This window comes from Citrobacter arsenatis, assembly GCF_004353845.1.
In the GTDB taxonomy this organism is placed as follows: domain Bacteria; phylum Pseudomonadota; class Gammaproteobacteria; order Enterobacterales; family Enterobacteriaceae; genus Citrobacter; species Citrobacter arsenatis.
This window is the reverse complement of sequence record NZ_CP037864.1, coordinates 4,540,404-4,561,954: the sequence shown is the minus strand read 5'-3', so window position 1 is coordinate 4,561,954 and position 21,551 is coordinate 4,540,404. Positions and strand designations below refer to the sequence as shown.

Here is a 21,551-nt window from a genome sequence, read left to right as displayed (position 1 = left end):
GCCTGTGTTTTTATTTATTATGAAAATAACCATCTTCGATGGTGACTTTGAGTACGACTTTTTTCACTGCGTTATTACAAATAAAACGATAGGCTTCATGGTTGTCACAAATAACCATTTGTCCTTCGTGCACTTCAACGGTTTTTCCGCAACCTTTCAGATATTCGCGATCGGTTTCATCGCGATAATATTCAACCACCTGGAGATCCTCTTTGGCGGCATATTCTATTTTTTGCTGTCCTTGCAGGTAGTAATGGATCTCAAAATAACGGCGATGACCGGTAAACAGCGCATCAGTCGCGGAGTCTGTCTCCACGCGGTAGCTCAGGGAATCACCGATCGAGTGGGCGACGCCTGGCTGAATATTATCAATATTATTAATAGCCTCAACGCAGCGTTGCCATTTCCGACCCGAAGCATAGCGTTGCTGGAACTGCTCTAAGTTATCGATGATCCTCATTTTGTATTCTCGCTGTGCAAATTCGTGGAAAAGAATCCGGTGCCAAAGGCGCGGTTGGCGATGGTTCGCGCGCCAGACTCGCTGCCGGAAACCGGCAACAATGTGAAGCCGTAGCTGAATGACGTAAACCAGACGCGCCAGGAATCGAGCACCTCACTTCCCCACGAGTTAGAACCTAAGCCCAACAGTTGGTGGTCCAGATTCAGGGTGATGTCATCGCTACGCTGTAGCGCGTTGCAGTGCTGTGCGGCGAAGATATTCTCTGGCGTATAGCGCCAGGCGCTCAGGTTTACAGGGCGCTGCGGGACTACCAGCAGACCGTTGCCGTGGCGGTTGGTTAGCGTTGCCCAGCGCACGTCCTGACGATTGCCATTGTTTTGCGGGAACGGATAGTTTTCGAACATCTCATCCACGCTGCTACGCCAGATGTCGATGATGTTGGCCTGCTGGCTATCGGCATAGTTTTCACCGGGACCACGTCCGTAATACGCCACCTGGCCCAAATCACCGTTGATGCCCATCGTGAAGCCGATGCACGGAATAATGTCCCGATATTCACCGTAAGGCTGGCCGGAAAGCTCTACGTTCAGCTGTCCGTCTGCGGCAATGCGCCAGCGATAGGTGCAGCGCATACCGAAATCAAATACCGGCGGGGCGATAATCGTTTGGCTGGTTATCAGCAGCCCATCATCGGTTTGCTCAAGGGTAAAATCACGCAGATGCTCCTGCATAATCTGTAAATGATTCGGTTGCCAGAGGCCTTCGAACTCTTGCTTGTGGTTATCAATAGTCGGTTTGAAGAAATTAATCTTCGGCTCGCGGGTAATTAGTTCTTCACCATTGACGTTCCAGGCGATCGGTTTACCGGTCAGCTTTGAGAAGGTCAGATGGAAGTTATAACCGCGCACGGTACAGCTCTGGCGGCTGTCTTCCAGCGTCAGACGGTTGGCGTTTTGCAGGCTAAACGGTACGGCAGCCGCCGTTCTGGCCTTCAGTGGGAACTGATAAGTCGCGATGTGATGCCCGGCTTCGCTGTATAACGTGCGGGAGTCTTTCGTCACGGTGACGTTAAGGAACGTTTCGCGGGCATCCAGCTCCGGCAGCGCGTATTGCAGCAGCGCATCGCTGTTGGGAGGAACGTCACGCAGTTTTATCTGCTGAACAGAGAGCGTATCTCCTTCGGCGCGAACCTCAATATGCAAGGTGTAGTCGTCAAGCGTAGTGAACCACAGTTTGTTTTCTACCCGCAGTTCGCCGCGGGCCAGATTCTGCGCGCGTACTTTCACTGGCGCAATCACCTGCTTGTACTCTTGCAGACCCGGCCCTGGGGTTTGATCGGAATAAATCAGGCCATCAAGGCAGAAGTTGTAGTTGTTCGGATAGTCGCCGTAGTCGCCGCCATACTTGTACCAGACGTTGCCATTCTCATCTTTGGCCTGAATCCCGTGATCGCACCACTCCCAGACATAGTGTCCCTGAATACAATCATGCTGATAGAAGACGTTCTGATATTCCGTTAGCCCGCCGGGACCGTTGCCCATAGCGTGCGCATACTCGCAGATGATGCGCGGCTTAGGATGCGGATATTCACCAAACTCATTCATCAGCGGCACGCGGGTGTACATGGTAGAGATGATATCCACCACTTCGGCGTCACGATCTTCTTCGTAATGAATCAAACGCGTGTCATCCAGCGCTTTTGCAGCGTGATACATGGCGCGGATGTTACAGCCGTATCCGGATTCGTTGCCGAGCGACCAGATGACGATTGACGGATGGTTTTTCTGCGCATGGATGTGGCGCACGATGCGCTCAACGTAGACATTTTCCCACAGCGGATCGTCGGTTATCCGGCTGATATCGCCGATATTGGCGAAGCCGTGAGATTCAACGTCGGTTTCGGCCATCACGAACAGACCGTAGATATCGCACAATTCATAGAAGCGCGGATCGTTCGGGTAATGGGCGGTACGCACGGAGTTGATGTTGTGCTGCTTCATCAACAGCAGATCTTTTTCAACGCGATCCATGCCGACCGCGCGGCCTTTAAGATGATCGTTATCGTGGCGGTTAACGCCATGCAGCATCACGTAGCGGTTATTGATGTAAAACAGACCGTCGCGAACTTTGATATCGCGGAATCCGACGCGCTGTGGCACGACTTCAAGGATGTTGCCGCTGGCATCTTTCAGCGTCATCACCAGTTGATAGAGATACGGTGATTCCGCCGACCACTGCTGCGGTGCGCTGACCTTGAAATTAAAAGCGGTATGCGTTTGTTTATCCACTTTCAGCGAGTTAATCACGCCGCTATGCAGCGCCTGCTCACCGTCAAACAAGGTGTATTCGAGCGACACCATCGCTGGCGCGGAGGCCAGGTTTTCCAGCGCAATGTCGCAGGAGAGGGTGGCGTCGCGATAGTCATCATCGAACTCGGTGCGAACGGTAAAATCCTGAATATGGGTCGCCTGTTTGCCGACCAGATAGACATCGCGGAAAATTCCCGCCGACCACCACATGTCCTGGTCTTCAACGTAAGTGGAATCAGCCCATTGCATTACGCGAACGCACAGCAGGTTGTCACCGGTGTGCACCATTGCGCTGATATCAAATTCGGCTGTCAGGCGGCTGCCCTTGCTGAAGCCAACGTACTGATCATTCACGTAGACTTCGAAGTAGGTTTCTACGCCATCAAATTTAATCAGCGTCTGTTTGTCCTGCCAGCCTTCGCTGAGAGAGAAAATGCGCTGGTAAGCACCGGTGGGGTTATTGGTCGGAACGTAGGGAATATCAATCGGGAAAGGAAAACCTTCGTCGGTATACTGCAGCTTACCGTGCCCTTCCATCTGCCACATGCCGGGGACGGTGATGCTGCCCCAGTCGCTCATCAACTGTGACGTAAAGGCTTCCGGCACCTGCAGCGGATGCTCAAAGAACTGAAAATTCCACTGACCGCTTAATAGCTGAAAGAGGCTGCTGGTTTCGCGGGCAAACGAGCGAGCCTGCGCTACTGAGTCATAAGAGAAAAAATATGCGCGTGGCGCCAGTCGATTTTCGTGGGTGAGCTGAATGTTTTCCCAGCGATTCATAAGGCCTCCCGGTGGAGAAAAATCGGAACCATTCATTGTAATGGTGAGTAAGTGTAATTGGTGATGATTTTAGTAAAAGTTTTACTAAAATATAGCGAGTGAGGTGATTTACTTTAACTGGATCACGAAAATAATTCGGGCATAGAAAAGAATGCATGGCAATGCGCGCCCGGCATCAGAAGAAACCGGGCGGGTTAATGGAGGGTTTTAGCGGGTGGTGCCGCGCAGTTTCAGCTTGCTGGGAACAAAAACCAGGAGAGGAAGCGCGCGCCCGTCGCGGGCTTTCTCAAACAGCAGGTTGACGCCCTGACTGCCCATCATTTCTGAATGGATGCGAACGGTGGAAAGCGGAGGAAAGGTGAAACGCGCCGTTGGGATATCATTAACGCTTATCAGCGAAATATCCTGTGGAATGTTCAGACCACGCTCGTGGATGGCGCGCAAAACGCCAATAGCTATCGAGTCTGAAGCCACAAACAGGGCGCTGGGATAGTCGGGTTTCGCCAGCATTTCTTTAGCCAGTTCATAGCCTGATGAACTGGAGAAACCGCCGCGATAGATGTCCTGCTCAGAAACGACCTGCTGCAGACGACCGTATTCGACAAACGCCGCTTCGCGGATATCGGCCTTGCCTGGCTGGTCTTCGCCGCCGATGAAGCCAATGCGGGTGACGCCCTGGGCAATGAAAAAGTCGATGCTCTCTTTGCTGATGCGGGCCAGATCGATATCGACGGCGTCATATTCGCTGCCGGATTCATGGAAATCGATAAAGCAGATGTTGTCAGTAAGCGCTGTTGCCGCTTCGCGCAGAGCGGGAGAAGGCTTGCCGACAATAAGAATGCCGGTAATGTGTTTGCTCTCCGGCAGCCCACTGTGCTCATAGCAGTTGGTCAGTTCGATCCCCAGTTTCTCACACTGGGTTTCAATCCCATGACGGATCGCGAGATAGTAAGGATCGTTGATTTCCAAATCCTGCTGATAGCTGTAGAGCGCCAGAATATGCTGAGGGCCGAGCGCGCTGGTCTGGTTCTTACGGGCGCTGCTGGTTTTGTACTCCAGCTTTTCTGCGATCTCCAGAATGCGATGCTTGGTTTCTTCTTTTACATTCAGCGTGGGGTCATCGTTTAAAACCCGGGACACTGTCGCCAGGGACACGCCAGCTTCGATTGCGATGTCTTTAAGTGTTGCCATGTTTGCCTTTTCCCTGAGTTACCTGCGCATTGTAAATGAAGTGCTTATCTATTCATCTGTTTTCAGTAAAAAAAGCACGTTTAATTGACATGCTCGGGGTAAAACTGGGCTTTCATAGTGTGATGAGTACGTCATTTTCCCGCTTTTGAGAACAATGCCTGGAAAATATTTTGCTAGTATTTAGTAAAATTTTACCAAAGGAGAGAACAATGGATACCGTCGCATTTGCTGATTTTGCCCGAATGGAAATACGTGTTGGAAAAATCGCACAGGTACAGCGTCATGACAATGCCGATAAGCTGTATATCGTACAGGTCGATGTGGGAGAGCGTACGCTGCAAACCGTGACCAGCCTGGTGCCTTATTACAGCGAAGAGGAGCTGATGGGGAAAACGGTAGTGGTGCTGTGTAACCTGCAAAAGGCCAAAATGCGCGGTGAAACATCTGAGTGTATGCTGCTGTGCGCAGAGACGGACGATGGCAGCGAAAGCGTGCTGTTAACGCCAGAACGCCTTATGCCTGCGGGTGTACGGATTGTTTAAGTTAGGTTAATTACCGGATGGCGGCTACGACTTATCCGGCCTACAAAAGCGAGTCTTTTATAGGCCGGGTAAGGTTGTTACACCTGCTCCACGCTCACCCGTAATGCTGCCAGGGCTTTGCGCGTCGATCGCAATACCAGATCGCATTGCTCGATCGTTAACGTTAACGGCGGTTCGATACGGATGGTCTTGGCATTGTTCAGCGTGCCAGCAACCAGTACCCGCTGGCGGAACATCTCACTGGCAAAGTTGTAGCCGATTTCATTATCGACAAACTCAATCGCCATCAGCATTCCCTTACCACGTACATCATGCACCAGATCCGGGTATTCCCGCGCAAGCTGGCGGAAGCCATCCAGCAACATATCGCCTTTCTGCTCCGCCTGAGCCGGTAAATTTTGCTCCAGCAGGACGTTAATGGTGGCCAGCGCAGCCGCACAAGCGAGCGGGTTGCCGCCAAACGTGGTGGTATGCAGGAAAGGATTGTCGAACAAGACGGAGAATACCTCTTCGGTGGCAATGGTTGCGCCAATGGGCATCACGCCACCGCCCAGCGCTTTGGCCAGGCACATAATGTCGGGCTGCACGTTTTCGTGCTCGCAGGCAAACATTTTGCCGGTACGACCCATGCCGGTCTGCACTTCGTCAAGGATCATTAGCGCGCCAAACTCATCACAGAGCTTACGAACGGCGCTCAGATACCCTTGCGGCGGCAGGATCACGCCCCCTTCACCCTGGATAGGTTCGAGGATCACGGCGGCGACGTCGTCACCGGTCTTTTTACACTCGCTGAGCATGGTGCGCATCGCGTTAATATCGCCAAACGGCACATGACGGAAGCCCGGCAGCAGTGGCATAAAAGGTTTGCGGAAGGTTGATTTAGCCGTGGCGGAGAGCGCGCCCAGTGATTTACCGTGGAATGCGCCGCTGGTGGCAATAAACGTAAATTTACCGCGCGGCGATTGATACGCTTTCGCCAGCTTCAGAGCGGCTTCAACCGACTCGGTCCCGCTGTTACAGAAAAAACTGTATTTCAGTTTACCTGGTGCCAGTGCGGCGAGGGTTTTTGCCAGCATGGCCCGCAGAGGGTCAAGTAGTTCCTGGCTATGCAGAGGTTGCTTCGCGAGTTGATTCTGTACGGCGGAAACCACGACTGGATTACGGTGCCCCACGTTGAAAATACCGAAACCACCCAGGCAATCGACGAACTCCTGCCCCTGGGTGTCGACAAGCGTATTCAGGCTTCCCGCTTGCCACTCTACGGCTCCGTAATCCCCGCCTGCAGTTACAGATTTTCGATACTCTAAGAACCCCGGATTGACATGCTCCTTAAAGTACTCAATCACCTCTCGGTTTAATGATTTCATTTCCTCATGATCAAGCGTGCGCTTTTCGATGAGATTCAGTGCGTGTGCGCTGCAGGCCAGGGCCGATGCGCTGGAAGGTAACCTGTTCAAAATATGCTCCCGGAGCTCGCGTATCACATGATACTGATTTAAGTATTGCAGGGATTGCGCCATTCCGGCACGCATCGCAAAAATCGGGATAAACACCAGGAATCATCTCATTCATGCAACATTTAATGCCGTTATTTAACATTTGCTGGCATTTTGCCCAAGCCCGGAGCCGGAAAACAGCTCGGATAAACGCGAATTTGCGCTAAAAATGGGCAATATTTGCACTGCGACGGTGCGTTGGTAGAAGAGATATTGAATAGTTACCGCATGAAAGTATTTTAAATCAATGGATTAGAATGCGTACAGATTTTGAGGTTTAATCGCAAATTGCGATCTAAATCAAATTTAACAACTAAAGATAAAAAAATTATCGCCGAAATAACATAAGCCGAAAGAGTTAACAACCAGATAACCTGCACAGGACGCAATCATGTCTTCTCATCCCTACGTTAGTCAGCAAAATACACCGCTGGATGATGATATCACCCTCATGTCGACCACCGATTTACAAAGCTATATCACCCATGCGAACGATACCTTTGTCCAGGTCAGTGGCTATCAACTGAATGAATTGCTCGAAAAACCGCACAACCTGGTTCGTCATCCGGACATGCCAAAAGCGGCGTTTGCGGATATGTGGTACACCCTGAAGCAGGGCGAGCCATGGAGTGGGATTGTGAAAAACCGGCGTAAGAATGGCGATCACTACTGGGTGAGGGCCAATGCGGTGCCAATGGTGCGGGAAGGGCGTGTAACCGGGTATATGTCGATTCGTACCCGGGCAACTGACGAGGAGATTGCGGCGGTAGAGCCTTTATATAAAGCGCTGAATGAAGGGCGTTGCAACCGACGTATCCATAAAGGCCTGGTGGTACGCAAAGGCTGGTTGGGTAAACTCCCGGCGCTACCGATTCGCTGGCGGGTGCGCAGCGTAATGGCGCTTATGCTTATTGTTCTGGCGACCGTGTTCCAGCAAATGGGTGCCGAATGGCCGTTACTGTTAATGAGCGCGCTGGTGATGATTTTGGGAACGGCTATTTTCGAATGGCAGATTGTGCGCCCTATTGAGAATGTCGCTCGTCAGGCGCTGAAAGTGGCGACCGGTGAGCGGAACAGCGTGTCGCACCTTAACCGCAGTGATGAACTGGGCCTGATGCTGCGAGCTGTCGGGCAACTGGGGCTAATGTGCCGTTGGCTCATCCATGACGTCTCCAGCCAGGTGAGTTGTGTGCGCAGCGACAGTGAAACGTTGGCGAAAGGCAGCGATGATTTAAACAAGCATACGCAGCAGACCGTAGAGAACGTGCAGGAAACGGTGACTACCATGAATCAGATGGCGGCATCGGTAAAGCAAAACTCAGAGACCGCTGCCGCGGCCGATAAGCTCTCTATTGCCGCCAGCAGCGCGGCAACGCACGGCGGTGAGGCGATGGATACTGTCATCAAAACCATGGACGATATCGCCAACAGCACCCAGCGGATCGGCACCATCACCACGCTGATTAACGATATTGCCTTCCAGACTAACATTCTGGCCTTGAACGCCGCCGTTGAAGCCGCACGAGCGGGCGAGCAGGGGAAAGGGTTCGCGGTGGTGGCGGGTGAGGTGCGTCATCTTGCCAGTCGTAGCGCCAGTGCCGCCAATGATATCCGCAAGCTGATTGATGCCAGCGCCGATAAGGTACAGTCCGGTTCTGACCAGGTTCACGCCGCAGGACGCACGATGGACGATATTGTGGCGCAGGTGCAAAACGTCACTCAGCTGATCGCCCAAATCAGCCACTCAACGCTGGAGCAATCAGATGGTCTTTCCAGCCTGACTCGGGCAGTGAATGAACTGAGCAATATTACGCAGAAAAACGCCGAACTGGTTGAGGAGAGTGCCCAGATTTCCGCGATGGTGAAACATCGCGCCGGTCGTCTGGAAGATGCGGTCACGGTGTTGCATTAGTTCTTCCCCGTTTTTACCAAACGCTTATCGTCTCCGGTAAGCGTTATCTGTAGCATCGGTGTTAATTCATTATTGGTTATTCATAATTTCATATTACCCCTGTGGTTGTCTGTTTCTCATTTTTGTTTTTATATATTTATTGAACTTTAATAACTATTTTAAAAATATTGAGTGGTTTAACTGTATTCATCGTAAAAAACGACTTGTCGATAATAAAATAACCGAAAGGATGATTAGTATTATAAAGTTAGGTAATGCCTTACCGATAAAGACATTGGACAAAGGAAAACGACTCCCAGGGAGAAAGTATGTTTTTGAATAATGTTAAAATTCGCTCAAAATTATTTATCGCGTTTGGCTTTTTTATTGTTCTGATAGTCGTGAGCTCAGGGCTTTCATTGTTGAGCCTGGAGCAAAGCAACAGTCGGATGCAGAACATCATCACCAAAGATTATCCCATTACGGTAAAAGCTAATCTGCTGATCGATAATTTTCAGGAATTTGTCAGTATCCAGCAGTTGATGTTAATGGACGAAGAAGGTAAATGGACGGAGGAGTCGCAGAAAAAACTCAATGCGATCAGCCAGCAGATTTCCGTCCTGTTGGATACGCTGAGTGGTGCATCTCTTAATGACGAGTCGAAAAAAATTATTGCGGATATTCGCGATGTGCGCGAGCAATATCTGGCCTCGCGATACCGTATTCTACAGGCGTTGCAAAACCACGAACGTTCAGCTGCGATGCAAGAGATGATGACCTCCACCGTGCATGTTCAACAGGCTTATAAAGAAAAAGTCCAGGAGCTTATTGCCATTGAAAATGCACAAATGTTGAGTTCGGGCGCTAAGGTTGAGCATGATTTCAAAACTAACCGCACTTTGTTGATTACTTTGGCATTGTTTAGCATCGCCGCTGGCTTTGTGATGGGAGGGTATATTGTGCGTTCAATCACTGCACCGCTTAATGAAGCGGTGCAGTTTGCTGAGGCGATTGCGCAGGGAGATTTGACCCGCAGTATTAATGCGAAGCAGGAAGATGAAACAGGTATTCTGTTGCGTGCGCTGATGGCGATGAAAACCCGCTTACTGGAGATTGTCGAAGACGTCCAAAACGGTTCCGAGAATATCTCCACAGCGGCGGCGCAGATTGTGGCGGGTAATCAGGATTTGGCTGCACGAACCGAAGAACAAGCAAGTTCGGTAGAACAGACCGCTGCGTCAATGGAACAAATAACTGCGACAGTAAAAACGACGGCAGACCATACTCATGAAGCAACGAAGCTGTCCGCAGGAGCCGCAGCAGTGGTGAAAAACAACGGCGAAATGATGGAGCAGGTGACGTATAAAATACGCGTGATTAATGAAACGTCTAACCGTATGTCAGATATTATCAACCTGATTGATTCCATTGCCTTCCAGACTAATATCCTGGCGCTGAATGCGGCTGTGGAGGCCGCGCGGGCTGGAGAACATGGACGTGGGTTTGCGGTGGTGGCCGGAGAAGTCCGCCAACTGGCGCAAAAAAGCGCATCATCAGCCAGCGATATCCGTAATCTGATTGAAGAATCCACCAGTCAAACTCGGGAAGGACTATTGTTGGTTGAAAAAGCCAATGCGTTGATCAACGGAATGGTGACAAACGTTGAGGAAATGGATGTGATATTGCGAGAAATTGGTCAAGCCAGTCGGGAGCAAACGGACGGTCTTTCGCAAATTAACAGTGCGATTGGCCTGATTGACACGACTACGCAACAGAACTCCTGTTTGGTAGAAGAGTCTGTTGCGGCAGCTGCGTCATTGAACGAGCAGGCTGTACATTTAAAAGAGCTGATTAAGGTATTCCGCGTTCGTAACGGTGATACGCAGCCTGTTTAATCCAACTGAGTGATATCCAGCGCAGCGCGATCGATAATACCGATGATTTTTTTGATTTGCGCATCGCTGGTATCACCATGATTGACCCGTAGATCCAGCACGGCTTTGAAGTTTTCCAGAGCACGTTTCATCTGCGGGTTCTTACGCAATTCAAACCCCACGCTGCGGGCTTTAATACGTTCGTGGATATGTTCCAGATGCTCACGGTTTTCATCCAGCCACTGCAGGCCCTGGGTTGTGATCGCAATCTGTTTACGCCCACCTTCCTCGTCGCTGATGGTGATCAGTGCCTGATCCTGCAAGAAATCCAGCGTCGGATAGATAACACCCGGGCTTGGGGTGTAGTTACCCTGAGTCAGGGTTTCAATCGCTTTAATCAACTCGTAGCCGTGGCTGGCGTCGCGGGTCAAGATATCCAGAATCACCAGGCGTAATTCTCCGTGACCGAAGAAGCGTTGGCGACGACCGCCGCCCCCGCGACCGTGGCGGTGTCCACAGCCCTGTCCATGGTGATGTTCTTTGTTACAGCCTTCATGGCGATGTTCTTCACCTTTGCAGCAACCTGCGTGGTGCTCGTTGTGGCGGCCTTCATGGTGATGTCCTTCACCCTTGCAGCAGCCTTCGTGTTGGTGCTCTGTATGTTTGCAGCAACCTTCATGATGGTTTTGCATCATCGTCTCCTGATGTTATTTAGATACATCTAATTTATATCTAAAAATTATCATCTTGCAAGGCTACAAACTAAATTTTACTTAATGCATTGATTATTAGGTGATTTTATGTGGCGCTAATGGTCGGGGAATCAGACGGTGAGTATATCAAAAAAGTGCTTGCAATCCTCTTGATTAGCAATCATTATCATTTAAAAATAAATTTAGATATATCGTATTATCTTCACAAGGCGAAAAAATGACAAAAAACACCTCACGCTACCCGCAGCGCGTTCGCAATGAACTGCGCTTTCGGGAACTTACCGTCCTGCGCGTAGAACGTATTAGCGCGGGCTTTCAACGCATTGTGTTGGGCGGCGACGCTCTGGACGGTTTTAGCTCACGCGGCTTTGACGACCATACCAAGGTCTTTTTCCCTGAACCGGGCAGCCACTTTGTGCCGCCGGTTGTCACCGATGAAGGCATCGTCTGGGCTGACGGCGTGCGTCCGTTATCCCGTGACTACACGCCGTTGTATGACGAAGCGCGCCATGAGCTGGCGCTGGATTTTTATATTCACGATGGTGGTGTGGCAAGTACGTGGGCGATGAATGCGCGCGAGGGCGACAAGCTGACAATCGGCGGGCCGCGCGGTTCTTTGGTCGTGCCAGAGGACTATGCGTATCAGGTTTACGTGTGTGATGAATCGGGAATGCCCGCGCTGCGCCGACGCCTGGAGTCGCTCAGCCGTTTGGCGGTACGTCCGCACGTCACGGCGCTGGTAAGCGTGCAGGATGCCGCGTTCCAGGATTATTTTGCCCATCTCGACGGATTTACCATTCAGTGGTTTATCGGCCATGACGAGCAAAGGGTGAATGAACATTTATCGCGGCTAACCGTGCCTGCAGACGATTATTACATCTGGATCACCGGCGAAGGCAAAGTAGTCAAAAACCTGAGTGCTCGCTTTGTAACCGAGGCGTTCGATCAGCAACGGGTTCGCGCGGCGGCTTACTGGCATCAACGCCGTTAATCAGTAGTTAGATGGCGGAACGCCAAACGCATGGCGGAATGCGTAGCTAAATGCCGCGGTGCTGGAATACCCCACATCTAGCGCCACGGCGGTTACACTTTTATTTTTCTTCAGCATTAATACGGATTCCAGAATACGCATTTTTTGCTTCCAGACGCTGAAGGGTAATCCGGTTTCTTTTTTGAAATGGCGTGAAAAGGTACGGGCAGACATGCCCAGATGCTGTGCCCAGTATTCAACCGAATGCTCCAGTGCGGGGGATTCTTGTATGGTTCGGCATACTTTGGTTAATTCACTGTCCTGCGGCCAGGGTAATACAAAAGCGACTTCCGGAAGTTGTAGAATAATGTCGACCAGGACGCTGACCAGTTTGCCCTCTTTTGACTGGCTATCATAATGGCCTGAAATTGAATTCGTGGCGTAATGAATAAACTCTCTGGCGAAATCACTGATAGCCACCACTTTACATTCATTGATGCTCTCTTCAAGAAACCCCGGTTTAATATCCAGATTCTCTAAATACACATCATCCAGAGCCCAAACCGCATGCTCGGTATTATTTGGGATCCAGATTCCATAATGCGCTGGGATTATCCAGCATTTGCCGGCAACATCAATACGCATACTGCCTTTACGGGCGAAATGAAACTGCATAAAAGAGTGTGAATGTTGCGGAACATGGTGGTTGGCTTCTAGGACATAAGAGCGAAAGAATACATCCTGCGGCAGTTCCGTCATGGAGTTATCCGGGAAGGAGTTCCACCGTTTTTGCGCGAGAGTTTCCATAAATGAATCGTCAATGCTCCCAATGATGTGGCCGCTGCTCGATAGATCTTGTCCGCAGATCATAATACATGCACTCTTTTTTCCATAATAATCTTGTGTAAGAATTTTTAGCCCACTTTTGGTAAATACCATGAACTCGCTTTGTTCAGATGCTGTGATCGTCAATGAAATAAATGATAACTGGACCCGAATGGGAAAAGAGCTGCTTTCGCAAGCGGATATCAGAATTAATGGCTCGCGTGCCTGGGACATTCAACTTCATCATACCGGTTTCTTTAAACGGGTATTGCAACAGGGCTCGTTAGGACTTGGCGAAAGCTATATGGAAGGCTGGTGGGACTGCGATCGGCTCGATATTCTGTTTTGCAAAATCCTGAAGGCAAAACTCGACCAGCAGATGCCGGGAAACCTGAAAGATATTTTACGCATTGCCAGCGCGCGCCTGTTTAATTTGCAGTCACGGAGCCGTGCATGGATTGTCGGCAAAGAACATTATGATATTGGTAACGATCTCTTTGCGCTGATGCTTGATCCGCATATGCAATATTCCTGCGGGTACTGGAAAGACGCGACCACATTAGACGATGCGCAAAATGCCAAATTAAAAATGATTTGCGAGAAACTCCAGCTTAAACCTGGTATGCGTTTACTCGATATCGGCTGTGGCTGGGGCGGGCTGGCGGAATATGCGGCGCGCCATTATGGTGTGGCGGTAGAAGGCGTTACCATTTCCAAAGAGCAGCAGAAAATGGCGCAGCAGCGCTGTGAAGGGCTGGACGTTAACATTCTGCTGCAGGATTATCGCGACCTCGATAAACACTACGATCGCATTGTCTCCGTGGGGATGTTTGAACACGTCGGGCCGAAAAACTACGACACCTATTTCAGCATCGCCGACCGTTGTTTAAAACCGGACGGACTGTTCCTGCTACATACTATTGGTAGCAATAAAAAAGGGATGAGTGTCGATCCGTGGATCAATAAATACATTTTCCCGAACGGTTGCTTACCGGCGATTTCCCATATTGCCGAGGCCAGTGAATCACGATTTGTGATGGAGGACTGGCATAACTTTGGTAGCGATTACGATAAAACGCTGATGGCCTGGCACGAGCGTTTTAATCAGGCATGGCCGGAGCTGTCATCGCGTTATTCCGCCACTTTCAGAAGAATGTTTAATTACTATTTATGCGCCTGCGCAGGGGCTTTCCGCGCCAGAGATATTGAGCTTTGGCAGGTGCTGTTTAGCCGCGGCGTAGAAGGTGGGATCCGCGTTTATCGTTAATGTTCTGCCGGATGGCGGCGCAAGCGCCTTATCCGGCCTACAATAACGTACCCCGTAGGCCTGATAAGTGAAACGCATCAGGCATTTCTTCGCCGGATGGCGGCGCAAGCGCCTTATCCGGCCTACAACAACGTACCCCGTAGGCCAGATAAGTGAAACGCATCAGGCATTTCTTCGCCGGATGGCGGCGCAAGCGCCTTATCCGGCCTACAATAACGTACCCCGTAGGCCAGATAAGTGAAACGCATCAGGCATTTCTTCGCCGGATGGCGGCGTAAGCGTCTGAGTCGACCCACAACAGCGCGCTCCGTAGGCCTGAGAAGTGAAACGCATCAGGCATTTCTTCGCCGGATGGCGGCGCAAGCGCCTTATCCGGCCTACAACAACGCACCCCGTAGGCCTGATAAGTGAAACGCATCAGGCATTTCTTCGCCGGATGGCGGCGCAAGCGCCTTATCCGGCCTACAACAACGTGCACTCCGTAGGCCTGATAAGTGAAACGCATCAGGCATTTCTTCGCCGGATGGCGGCGCAAGCGCCTGATCCGACCTACAACAGCGTGCACTCCGTAGGCCTGATAAGTGAAACGCATCAGGCATTTCTTCGCCGGATGGCGGCGTAAGCGTCTGAGTCGACCCACAACAGCGCGCTCCGTAGGCCTGATAAATGAAACGCATCAGGCATTTCTTCGCCGGATGGCGGCGCAAGCGCCTGATCCGACCTACAACAGCGTGCACTCCGTAGGCCTGATAAGTGAAACGCATCAGGCATTTCTTCGCCGGATGGCGGCGTAAGCGTCTGAGTCGACCCACAACAGCGCGCTCCGTAGGCCTGATAAGTGAAACGCATCAGGCATTTCTTCGCCGGATGGCGGCGCAAGCGCCTTATCCGGCCTACAACAACGTGCACTCCGTAGGCCTGATAAGTGAAACGCATCAGGCATTCCTTCGCCGGATGGCGGCGCAAGCGCCTGATCCGACCTACAACAGCGTGCACTCCGTAGGCCTGATAAGTGAAACGCATCAGGCAGCTATGGCTTAGGCCAACTCACTCTCTGCCAGCGCTTTAAACACCATCGCGACGGCGTGAGCGCCGGGGTCCATATTGCCGAGCAGACTTTCGCTGCTCAGATATGATGCGCGACCAGCATTGGCTTTACTCGACAAACAGGTTCGTTCGGCTCCCGCTTGCGCGGCGTCGAATGCGGCCTGCAGATTTTGCGGCTGCGTCAGCAGCGAAGTCAGGGCCGGTTGCAGCGCATCAATCATGGTGCGATCGCCTTCATCTGCGCCGCCGTAGAACTTCATCTGCGACAGACCCGTATTTAACGCCTTGGCAACATCTGCTCCCTGTTCCAGTTTTTGTCCGGCAGCGGTAAAGAAGATCGACATCAGCACACCACTGGAACCACCCATCACCACGGTCAGACGTTCGCCAATCAGCGCGAACAGCGTGGCAAGGTCATCCAGCGGAAGCTGCTGGCGCTGCAGCAGACCGGCAATTTCACGTGCGCCTGCGGCAAAGGTTGAACCGGTATCGCCATCGCCGACTTTGGCATCCAGCGCATTAAGATGGCTCTCCAGATCCGAAAGCGTTGCGGTGATAAGCTCCACAATCCCGGCCACCAGGGCGTTCGCCGAAGGCTGGAATTCCACGCGTGCGCTACGCTGAGATGACGGTACACAGCTGATTTCACGCGGTGGGACCGGAGTCGGCCAGTTGCTGGTTTCCACTTCGGTGAGCAGCGCTTTTTCGATGCTCTCTTCCAGCACAATGGCTGTGAGAGAAAAGCCTTTCATATCCAGCGCGGTGACCAGCGAGGCCGGGCCAATCAGCCAGTCGATTCGCGGATGCAGCAGGCCGCTGGCCAGTTCACGGGTAATGATGGCCATTTCAGCCACAGACACGCCGCCAAGATTGTTAATCATCACCGCCAGACGACCGGTTTCAGGCAGAGCGGCCAGCAGTTTATCCACCATCAGGTTCACTACCTGCGCACTGTTCTGGGTGTCGATAACCGAGGCTCCCGGTTCGCCATGAATACCCATGCCCAGCTCTGCATGACCCGGATGATGGCGCGGCGCGGCGTCGGTTTCTTGCGGCAGATGACAGCTGGAAAGCGCAACGCCCAGGCTGAAGGTGTTATTGGCCGCATACTGCGCTTCACGCAGGACGGTGGCGAGGTTGTAGCCGCGTTCGGCAAAATAGCCTGCGATTTTATGTACCAGGATGGTTCCCGCAATGCCGCGCGGGTGCTTGTTATCCGGCAGGGAGATGTCGTCGCCGACGATCAGCATTTCAACGTTATAGCCAAGGCGGCGGGCTTTCTCGGCGGCAAGACCGAAGTTAAGACGGTCACCGGTGTAGTTTTTCACGATCAACAAACAGCCCGCCTCACCGGTCACCGCCTGAATGGCGGTCAGTACCGCGTCCACGCTCGGGGAAGCGAACACGTCGCCACAGACCGCAGCGGTCAGCATGCCTTTACCGATAAACCCAACGTGTGCGGGTTCGTGACCCGAACCGCCACCCGAAATGACCGCTACGTTATTTTTGTTAAGGTCACGGCGGACCACGATGCGAATGGCCGGATCGCTTTCCAGACGCGCCAGGTTATTCCACGGGCTGGCGATGATCGTACCGTCGATGACGTCGCTCACGAGATGGGTACGTTGATTAAAAAAGAATTGAGACATAACGGCTCCTCGAGGTTGAGTGAAAAACAAACCCCCGAATGCTGAGACTATGGTGCGGAGGCGATGAAGAGATTCTGGCGAAGTCTGCGTGGAAAAAAACAACGTTAAAATGAGTTTCATTACGGAACGTTGTCGCTGTTTTTTGTTCCGAAATGAAACTGAAAAAAACAGGGAACGATCACAATGCGAGCTTGCTCGACTTTTTCTTCCTGCGATCGGCACAGGTTATACGGCGCAGCTACGCTTTTTTTATCGGTTTTAATGTCATTGAGTGGGTAAAAGTGAAAGTGGGATTCGGCTGTGTTGGAGATTTGGCAGTAAATGAACGGATCGGGATCGCAAACCTTATCTTTTTTATGGATAAGCGTTCCAATATGAAACGTACTCCGTTTTTATCTGTTTCATATCAGAACAAAAAGACGAAAGATCTTTTTGTGCACGCCTCGCCATACAGTTATTGCATCGCTCCGGTACGTCCGCTTTCGCCGTCAATATCAGGCTAAAAGGGTTAACGCCAGGGCTCACCATGTAAAAACATGTACTTATTTGAGGATGAAAGGAATGCTAAAAGTTATTCAATCTCCAGCCAAATATCTCCAGGGTCCTGACGCTTCCACCTTGTTTGGTCAATACGCTAAAAATCTGGCGGACAGCTTTTTCGTGATCGCGGATGACTTCGTGATGAAGCTGGCGGGAGAGAAAGTACTCAATGGCCTGCACAGCCACGACATTAGCTGTCATGCGGAACGCTTCAACGGTGAATGTAGCCATGTTGAAATTAATCGCCTGATTGCCATTCTGAAACAGCACGGTTGCCGTGGCGTGGTTGGGATTGGCGGCGGGAAAACGCTGGATACCGCCAAAGCGATTGGTTACTACCAGAAGCTGCCGGTGGTGGTGATCCCGACAATCGCGTCTACCGATGCGCCAACCAGCGCACTGTCCGTTATCTATACCGAAGCCGGTGAGTTTGAAGAGTATCTGATCTACCCGAAAAACCCGGATATGGTGGTGATGGATACCGCAATCATTGCTAAAGCGCCGGTACGTCTGCTGGTGGCCGGGATGGGCGATGCGCTCTCGACCTGGTTTGAAGCGAAAGCCTGTTATGACGCCAGAGCGACCAGCATGGCGGGCGGACAGTCCACCGTGGCGGCGCTGAGCCTGGCGCGCCTGTGCTATGATACCCTGCTGGCGGAAGGCGAGAAGGCACGCTTTGCCGCGCAGGCTGGCGTGGTGACCGACGCGCTGGAGCGTATTGTCGAAGCGAACACTTACCTCAGCGGCATCGGTTTTGAAAGCAGCGGTCTGGCTGGGGCGCATGCGATCCACAACGGCTTTACGATTCTGGAAGAGTGTCACCATTTGTACCACGGTGAAAAAGTCGCCTTTGGTACGCTGGCGCAGTTGGTGCTGCAAAACAGCCCGATGGAAGAGATCGAAACCGTGCTGAATTTCTGTCAGAAAGTAGGCCTGCCGGTAACGTTAGCGGAAATGGGCGTGAAAGACGACGTTGACGGCAAGATTATGGCCGTGGCGAAAGCGACCTGTGCAGAAGGTGAAACCATCCACAATATGCCGTTCCCGGTAACGCCTGAAAGCGTACATGCCGCTATTCTGACGGCAGACCTGCTGGGACAGCAGTGGCTGGCGCGTTAATCAGTCGTCGGTAAGTTTTCTCCGGCATCTTCTCCCCCTCTGACAGTCTCTGCCGGAGGGGTTGTCTATGGTAAAACAGCGGAAAGGGATATGACGGCGCACACGCATAGCATCGGGCAGGAAGTCTCTTCGGTTCTCGCCCAGTCATGGCATCGTTGCAGCAAGTTTATGCAGCGGGAAACCTGGCAGGCGCCGCATCAGGCGCAGGGGCTGACCTTTGAGTCGATTTGTCGTCGCAAGACGGCGTTGCTGACGATTGCTCAGGCCGCGCTGGAAGATGCCTGGGAGTTTATGGACGGCCGTCCGTGCGCGCTGCTGATTCTGGATGAATCAGCCTGTATTCTCAGCCGTTGCGGCGATCCGCAGACGATAGAACAGCTGGCGGAGCTTGGGTTTCGCGACGGCAGCTACTGTGCGGAAAGCATTATAGGCAGTTGTGCGCTTTCTCTGGCGACGATGCCGGGGCAGCCGACAAAAACCTCTGGCGATCAGCACTTTAAGCAGGCGCTACATCCCTGGTCATTCTGCTCGACGCCGGTGTTCGATAACCATGGTCGACTGTTCGGTTCTATCTCGCTGTGCTGCCTTGTGGAGCATGAGTCCGTTTCTGATTTATCCCTGACGCTGGCGATTGCCAGAGAAGTCGGCAACTCTTTGCTGACCGACAGCCTGCTGGCTGAATCTAATCGCCATTTGAACCAGATGTACGGCCTGCTGGAGAGCATGGATGATGGCGTAATGGCCTGGAACGAACAGGGCGTATTGCAGTTCCTCAATGCGCGTGCGGCGCTGCTTTTGCATCTCGACGCGCAGGCCAGCCAGGGGAAAAACATTAACGATCTGCTCAATCTACCCATGCTGCTGCGCCGGGCGATCAAACATGCCCGCGGCCTGAATCACGTTGAAGTCACTTTTGAAAGCCAGCATCAATTTGTTGATGCCGTCATCACCCTGAAGCCGATTGTGGAGGAGCAGGGCAACAGTTTTATTCTGCTGCTGCATCCGGTGGAGCAAATGCGCCAGCTGATGACCAGCCAGCTTGGCAAGGTGAGCCACACCTTTGAGCAGATGTCGACAGACGATCCGGAAACCCGCCGCTTGATCCATTTTGGGCGCCAGGCGGCGAGAGGAAGTTTCCCGATCCTGCTGTGTGGAGAAGAGGGGGTTGGTAAAGAGCTGCTGAGTCAGGCTATTCACAACGAAAGCGAGCGTGCCAGCGGACCATATATTGCCGTGAACTGTCAGTTGTATGCCAACAGCGTGCTGGGCCAGGATTTTATGGGCAGTGCGCCCACCGATGATGAAAACGGTCGGCTGAGCCGTCTGGAACTGGCGAACGGTGGCACGCTGTTTCTGGAAAAAATTGAATATCTGGCACCTGAGCTGCAATCCGCGCTGTTACAGGTGATCAAGCAGGGGGTATTAACTCGCCTGGATGCCCGCCGGCTGATTCCGGTAGATGTCAAAGTGATCGCCACAACCACGGTTGATCTCGCCAATCTGGTGGAGCAAAACCGCTTTAGCCGCCAGCTATATTATGCGCTGCACTCTTTTGAGATAGTGATCCCCCCGCTGCGGGCGCGGCGTAACAGTATTCCCTCGCTGATTTATACGCGGCTGAATAGCCTGAAAAAACGCTTTTCATCCAGTCTGAAGATCGACGACGACGCGCTGGCACAGCTGGTGGCCTATTCGTGGCCGGGCAATGACTTTGAGCTGAACAGCATTATCGAAAACATCGCTATCAGCAGTGATAACGGCCATATTCGGCTAAGCAATTTGCCGGATTATCTGTTTGCCGAACGCCCCGGTCTGGAGACGGCGTCATCACTGCTGCCAGCCAGTCTGACGTTTACCGCTATCGAAAAAGAGGCAATTATCCATGCTGCCCGCGTCACCAGCGGGCGCGTGCAGGAGATGTCGCAATTGCTGAACATTGGCCGCACCACCCTGTGGCGCAAGATGAAGCAATACGACATCGATGCCAGCCAGTTTAAGCGCAAACATCTGGACTAGTTTCTTCCATTCTCGCCATCGAGAACAACGCATCCGACAGTCGGTTGATATAACGTCTGGGCTCATCGCGTAACGTCAGCGTTCTGCCCATCGCGATGAGGACTCGCTCCAACCGACGCGTCAGGGTTCGCGCAACGTGTAGCTGTGCTGATGCCAGATTTTTCCCCGGAATAACAAACGCTTTGAGCGGGCCGCTTTGCGCCATATTGCGGTCAATAAGCTGCTCCAGCGCCTGAATATCCTCCTCGCCAATACGCTGTTTTAAGCGAGTCAGTCCTTTCTCATCGCTGGCGAGTTCCGCTCCCAGTACAAACAGCATCTTCTGCATGGCGTGCAGATCCTGACGTAGCCCGGCCAGGCGCGTGCTGGCATAGCAGACGCCAAGCAGGGAAATCAGTTCATCCACCGTGCCGTAGGCCTCAACGCGGATGTCGTCTTTGTCGATACGGCTGCCGCCAAACAGGGCGGTCGTGCCTTTATCGCCGGTTCGGGTATAGATGCGGTACATTTATTTAATCTCGCTGAAGGGAACCACTTTGACCAGTTGACCGGCATTGGCACCGAGCGCGCGGAGCTGGGCAGCCCCGGCGCGGGTATGCCCACGGACCAGCGCCCGATCCTCGGGCAACTGGGCATGGGTTAAGGCAATATCGCCGCTGGCGTTGAGACCAAGACCTACGCGTAGCGTCGAACTTTTTGCCGCCAGCTTGCTTAGCACCAGCGCGCAGTCATGTTCGTCGCAACAGACAGTCCGGCATGGGACGCCTTGCTCTTCCAGTCCCCAGCACAGCTCATCAAGCACGCGAGTCTCCTGCCAGCGTGAGTGATAAAACAGATGTACGCCCGGTGATGAAAGTGACAT

20 protein-coding genes are annotated in these 21,551 nt (G+C 52.3%); 10 read left to right on the top strand and 10 right to left on the bottom strand.

The window, feature by feature from the left end; all coding sequences use genetic code 11:
• Window positions 1-10: 10 nt before the first annotated feature.
• From E1B03_RS22905 to ebgR, 3 genes are all read right to left on the bottom strand, one after another.
• Window positions 11-460: a beta-galactosidase subunit beta gene (locus E1B03_RS22905; protein WP_103769814.1), complete on the bottom strand. Its 450-nt coding sequence runs from the start codon at window positions 458-460 to the stop codon at window positions 11-13.
• Entirely contained in the window at window positions 457-3,549 is a 3,093-nt protein-coding gene (gene ebgA, locus E1B03_RS22900; RefSeq protein WP_133086993.1) for a beta-galactosidase subunit alpha, read from the bottom strand. Before ebgA ends, E1B03_RS22905 begins: the two co-directional genes overlap by 4 nt.
• A gap of 207 nt (window positions 3,550-3,756) precedes the next feature.
• Window positions 3,757-4,740: a transcriptional regulator EbgR gene (ebgR, locus tag E1B03_RS22895; protein WP_032945068.1), complete on the bottom strand. Its 984-nt coding sequence runs from the start codon at window positions 4,738-4,740 to the stop codon at window positions 3,757-3,759.
• A 209-nt stretch (window positions 4,741-4,949) separates the two neighbouring features.
• Here ebgR and E1B03_RS22890 point away from each other — a divergent pair, with 209 nt between their 5' ends.
• Window positions 4,950-5,282: a tRNA-binding protein gene (locus tag E1B03_RS22890; protein WP_103769811.1), complete on the top strand. Its 333-nt coding sequence runs from the start codon at window positions 4,950-4,952 to the stop codon at window positions 5,280-5,282.
• 77 nt (window positions 5,283-5,359) lie between these two features.
• Here the strand turns inward: E1B03_RS22890 and ygjG are convergent, their stop codons facing one another.
• Window positions 5,360-6,739 carry a putrescine aminotransferase gene (ygjG, locus tag E1B03_RS22885; protein WP_181012782.1) on the bottom strand — a complete coding sequence of 460 codons (1,380 nt, stop codon included), beginning with the start codon at window positions 6,737-6,739 and terminating at the stop codon, window positions 5,360-5,362.
• Between the two features lie 430 nt (window positions 6,740-7,169).
• Here ygjG and E1B03_RS22880 point away from each other — a divergent pair, with 430 nt between their 5' ends.
• Together E1B03_RS22880 and E1B03_RS22875 are read left to right on the top strand one after the other, a co-directional pair.
• On the top strand, window positions 7,170-8,690 hold the full coding sequence (locus E1B03_RS22880; protein ID WP_133086992.1) for a methyl-accepting chemotaxis protein: 1,521 nt from the start codon (window positions 7,170-7,172) through the stop codon (window positions 8,688-8,690).
• Window positions 8,691-8,998: 308 nt separating this feature from the next.
• The gene (locus tag E1B03_RS22875; RefSeq protein WP_133086991.1) at window positions 8,999-10,564 is read left to right on the top strand and encodes a methyl-accepting chemotaxis protein; all 1,566 of its coding nucleotides are present in this window, start codon (window positions 8,999-9,001) and stop codon (window positions 10,562-10,564) included.
• Here the strand turns inward: E1B03_RS22875 and E1B03_RS22870 are convergent.
• A complete protein-coding gene (locus E1B03_RS22870) occupies window positions 10,561-11,238 on the bottom strand; it encodes a PadR family transcriptional regulator (RefSeq protein ID WP_165955337.1) in 678 nt (225 codons plus the stop codon). The two genes, E1B03_RS22875 and E1B03_RS22870, sit on opposite strands and share 4 nt — an antisense overlap.
• Window positions 11,239-11,473: 235 nt before the next feature.
• Here E1B03_RS22870 and E1B03_RS22865 point away from each other — a divergent pair, with 235 nt between their 5' ends.
• A complete protein-coding gene (locus E1B03_RS22865) occupies window positions 11,474-12,247 on the top strand; it encodes a siderophore-interacting protein (protein ID WP_133086990.1) in 774 nt (257 codons plus the stop codon).
• Here E1B03_RS22865 and E1B03_RS22860 read toward each other — a convergent pair whose 3' ends face one another.
• Window positions 12,248-13,096: a helix-turn-helix domain-containing protein gene (locus E1B03_RS22860; protein WP_133086989.1), complete on the bottom strand. Its 849-nt coding sequence runs from the start codon at window positions 13,094-13,096 to the stop codon at window positions 12,248-12,250.
• Window positions 13,097-13,163: 67 nt separating this feature from the next.
• Here E1B03_RS22860 and cfa point away from each other — a divergent pair, with 67 nt between their 5' ends.
• The gene (gene cfa / locus E1B03_RS22855) at window positions 13,164-14,318 is read left to right on the top strand and encodes a cyclopropane fatty acyl phospholipid synthase (RefSeq protein WP_103769805.1); all 1,155 of its coding nucleotides are present in this window, start codon (window positions 13,164-13,166) and stop codon (window positions 14,316-14,318) included.
• A gap of 122 nt (window positions 14,319-14,440) precedes the next feature.
• On the opposite strand, the gene E1B03_RS26275 is transcribed toward cfa, so the two are convergent.
• On the bottom strand, window positions 14,441-14,614 hold the full coding sequence (locus tag E1B03_RS26275) for a hypothetical protein (protein ID WP_165955336.1): 174 nt from the start codon (window positions 14,612-14,614) through the stop codon (window positions 14,441-14,443).
• A gap of 26 nt (window positions 14,615-14,640) precedes the next feature.
• Here E1B03_RS26275 and E1B03_RS22850 point away from each other — a divergent pair, with 26 nt between their 5' ends.
• Together E1B03_RS22850 and E1B03_RS22845 are read left to right on the top strand one after the other, a co-directional pair.
• Window positions 14,641-14,940: a hypothetical protein gene (locus E1B03_RS22850; RefSeq protein WP_133086988.1), complete on the top strand. Its 300-nt coding sequence runs from the start codon at window positions 14,641-14,643 to the stop codon at window positions 14,938-14,940.
• A gap of 131 nt (window positions 14,941-15,071) precedes the next feature.
• On the top strand, window positions 15,072-15,359 hold the full coding sequence (locus E1B03_RS22845; protein WP_133086987.1) for a hypothetical protein: 288 nt from the start codon (window positions 15,072-15,074) through the stop codon (window positions 15,357-15,359).
• On the opposite strand, the gene E1B03_RS22840 is transcribed toward E1B03_RS22845, so the two are convergent.
• Entirely contained in the window at window positions 15,356-17,014 is a 1,659-nt protein-coding gene (locus tag E1B03_RS22840) for a glycerone kinase (RefSeq protein ID WP_133086986.1), read from the bottom strand. The genes E1B03_RS22845 and E1B03_RS22840 overlap by 4 nt on opposite strands.
• Before the next feature lie 152 nt (window positions 17,015-17,166).
• On the opposite strand from E1B03_RS22840, the gene E1B03_RS26550 reads away from it, so the two are divergent.
• From E1B03_RS26550 to dhaR, 3 genes are all read left to right on the top strand, one after another.
• Window positions 17,167-17,517: a hypothetical protein gene (locus E1B03_RS26550; RefSeq protein WP_246044128.1), complete on the top strand. Its 351-nt coding sequence runs from the start codon at window positions 17,167-17,169 to the stop codon at window positions 17,515-17,517.
• A 58-nt stretch (window positions 17,518-17,575) separates the two neighbouring features.
• On the top strand, window positions 17,576-18,673 hold the full coding sequence (locus tag E1B03_RS22830) for a glycerol dehydrogenase (protein WP_133086985.1): 1,098 nt from the start codon (window positions 17,576-17,578) through the stop codon (window positions 18,671-18,673).
• Between the two features lie 90 nt (window positions 18,674-18,763).
• Window positions 18,764-20,689: a dihydroxyacetone kinase operon transcriptional regulator DhaR gene (dhaR, locus tag E1B03_RS22825; protein ID WP_103769800.1), complete on the top strand. Its 1,926-nt coding sequence runs from the start codon at window positions 18,764-18,766 to the stop codon at window positions 20,687-20,689.
• Here dhaR and E1B03_RS22820 read toward each other — a convergent pair.
• Window positions 20,667-21,197, bottom strand: a complete 531-nt coding sequence (locus E1B03_RS22820; RefSeq protein ID WP_133086984.1) for a cob(I)yrinic acid a,c-diamide adenosyltransferase — start codon at window positions 21,195-21,197, stop codon at window positions 20,667-20,669. The two genes, dhaR and E1B03_RS22820, sit on opposite strands and share 23 nt — an antisense overlap.
• Window positions 21,198-21,551 (bottom strand): glycerol dehydratase reactivase beta/small subunit family protein, encoded by a 354-nt coding sequence (locus E1B03_RS22815; RefSeq protein ID WP_103769798.1) that lies wholly within the window; start codon window positions 21,549-21,551, stop codon window positions 21,198-21,200. It lies immediately after the preceding gene.

Bases quoted from the DNA above. Each gene is read 5' to 3' on its own strand.
- E1B03_RS22830 (WP_133086985.1), top strand. From the start codon at position 17,576: ATGCTAAAAGTTATTCAATCTCCAGCCAAATATCTCCAGGGTCCTGAC.
- ebgA (WP_133086993.1), bottom strand. From the start codon at position 3,549: ATGAATCGCTGGGAAAACATTCAGCTCACCCACGAAAATCGACTGGCG.
- E1B03_RS22865 (WP_133086990.1), top strand. From the start codon at position 11,474: ATGACAAAAAACACCTCACGCTACCCGCAGCGCGTTCGCAATGAACTG.
- E1B03_RS22880 (WP_133086992.1), top strand. From the start codon at position 7,170: ATGTCTTCTCATCCCTACGTTAGTCAGCAAAATACACCGCTGGATGAT.
- dhaR (WP_103769800.1), top strand. From the start codon at position 18,764: ATGACGGCGCACACGCATAGCATCGGGCAGGAAGTCTCTTCGGTTCTC.
- E1B03_RS22870 (WP_165955337.1), bottom strand. From the start codon at position 11,238: ATGATGCAAAACCATCATGAAGGTTGCTGCAAACATACAGAGCACCAA.
- E1B03_RS26550 (WP_246044128.1), top strand. From the start codon at position 17,167: ATGAAACTGAAAAAAACAGGGAACGATCACAATGCGAGCTTGCTCGAC.
- E1B03_RS22860 (WP_133086989.1), bottom strand. From the start codon at position 13,096: ATGATCTGCGGACAAGATCTATCGAGCAGCGGCCACATCATTGGGAGC.
- E1B03_RS22815 (WP_103769798.1), bottom strand. From the start codon at position 21,551: ATGTCACTTTCATCACCGGGCGTACATCTGTTTTATCACTCACGCTGG.
- ebgR (WP_032945068.1), bottom strand. From the start codon at position 4,740: ATGGCAACACTTAAAGACATCGCAATCGAAGCTGGCGTGTCCCTGGCG.
- E1B03_RS22905 (WP_103769814.1), bottom strand. From the start codon at position 460: ATGAGGATCATCGATAACTTAGAGCAGTTCCAGCAACGCTATGCTTCG.
- E1B03_RS22890 (WP_103769811.1), top strand. From the start codon at position 4,950: ATGGATACCGTCGCATTTGCTGATTTTGCCCGAATGGAAATACGTGTT.
- E1B03_RS22820 (WP_133086984.1), bottom strand. From the start codon at position 21,197: ATGTACCGCATCTATACCCGAACCGGCGATAAAGGCACGACCGCCCTG.
- cfa (WP_103769805.1), top strand. From the start codon at position 13,164: ATGAACTCGCTTTGTTCAGATGCTGTGATCGTCAATGAAATAAATGAT.
- E1B03_RS22840 (WP_133086986.1), bottom strand. From the start codon at position 17,014: ATGTCTCAATTCTTTTTTAATCAACGTACCCATCTCGTGAGCGACGTC.
- E1B03_RS22875 (WP_133086991.1), top strand. From the start codon at position 8,999: ATGTTTTTGAATAATGTTAAAATTCGCTCAAAATTATTTATCGCGTTT.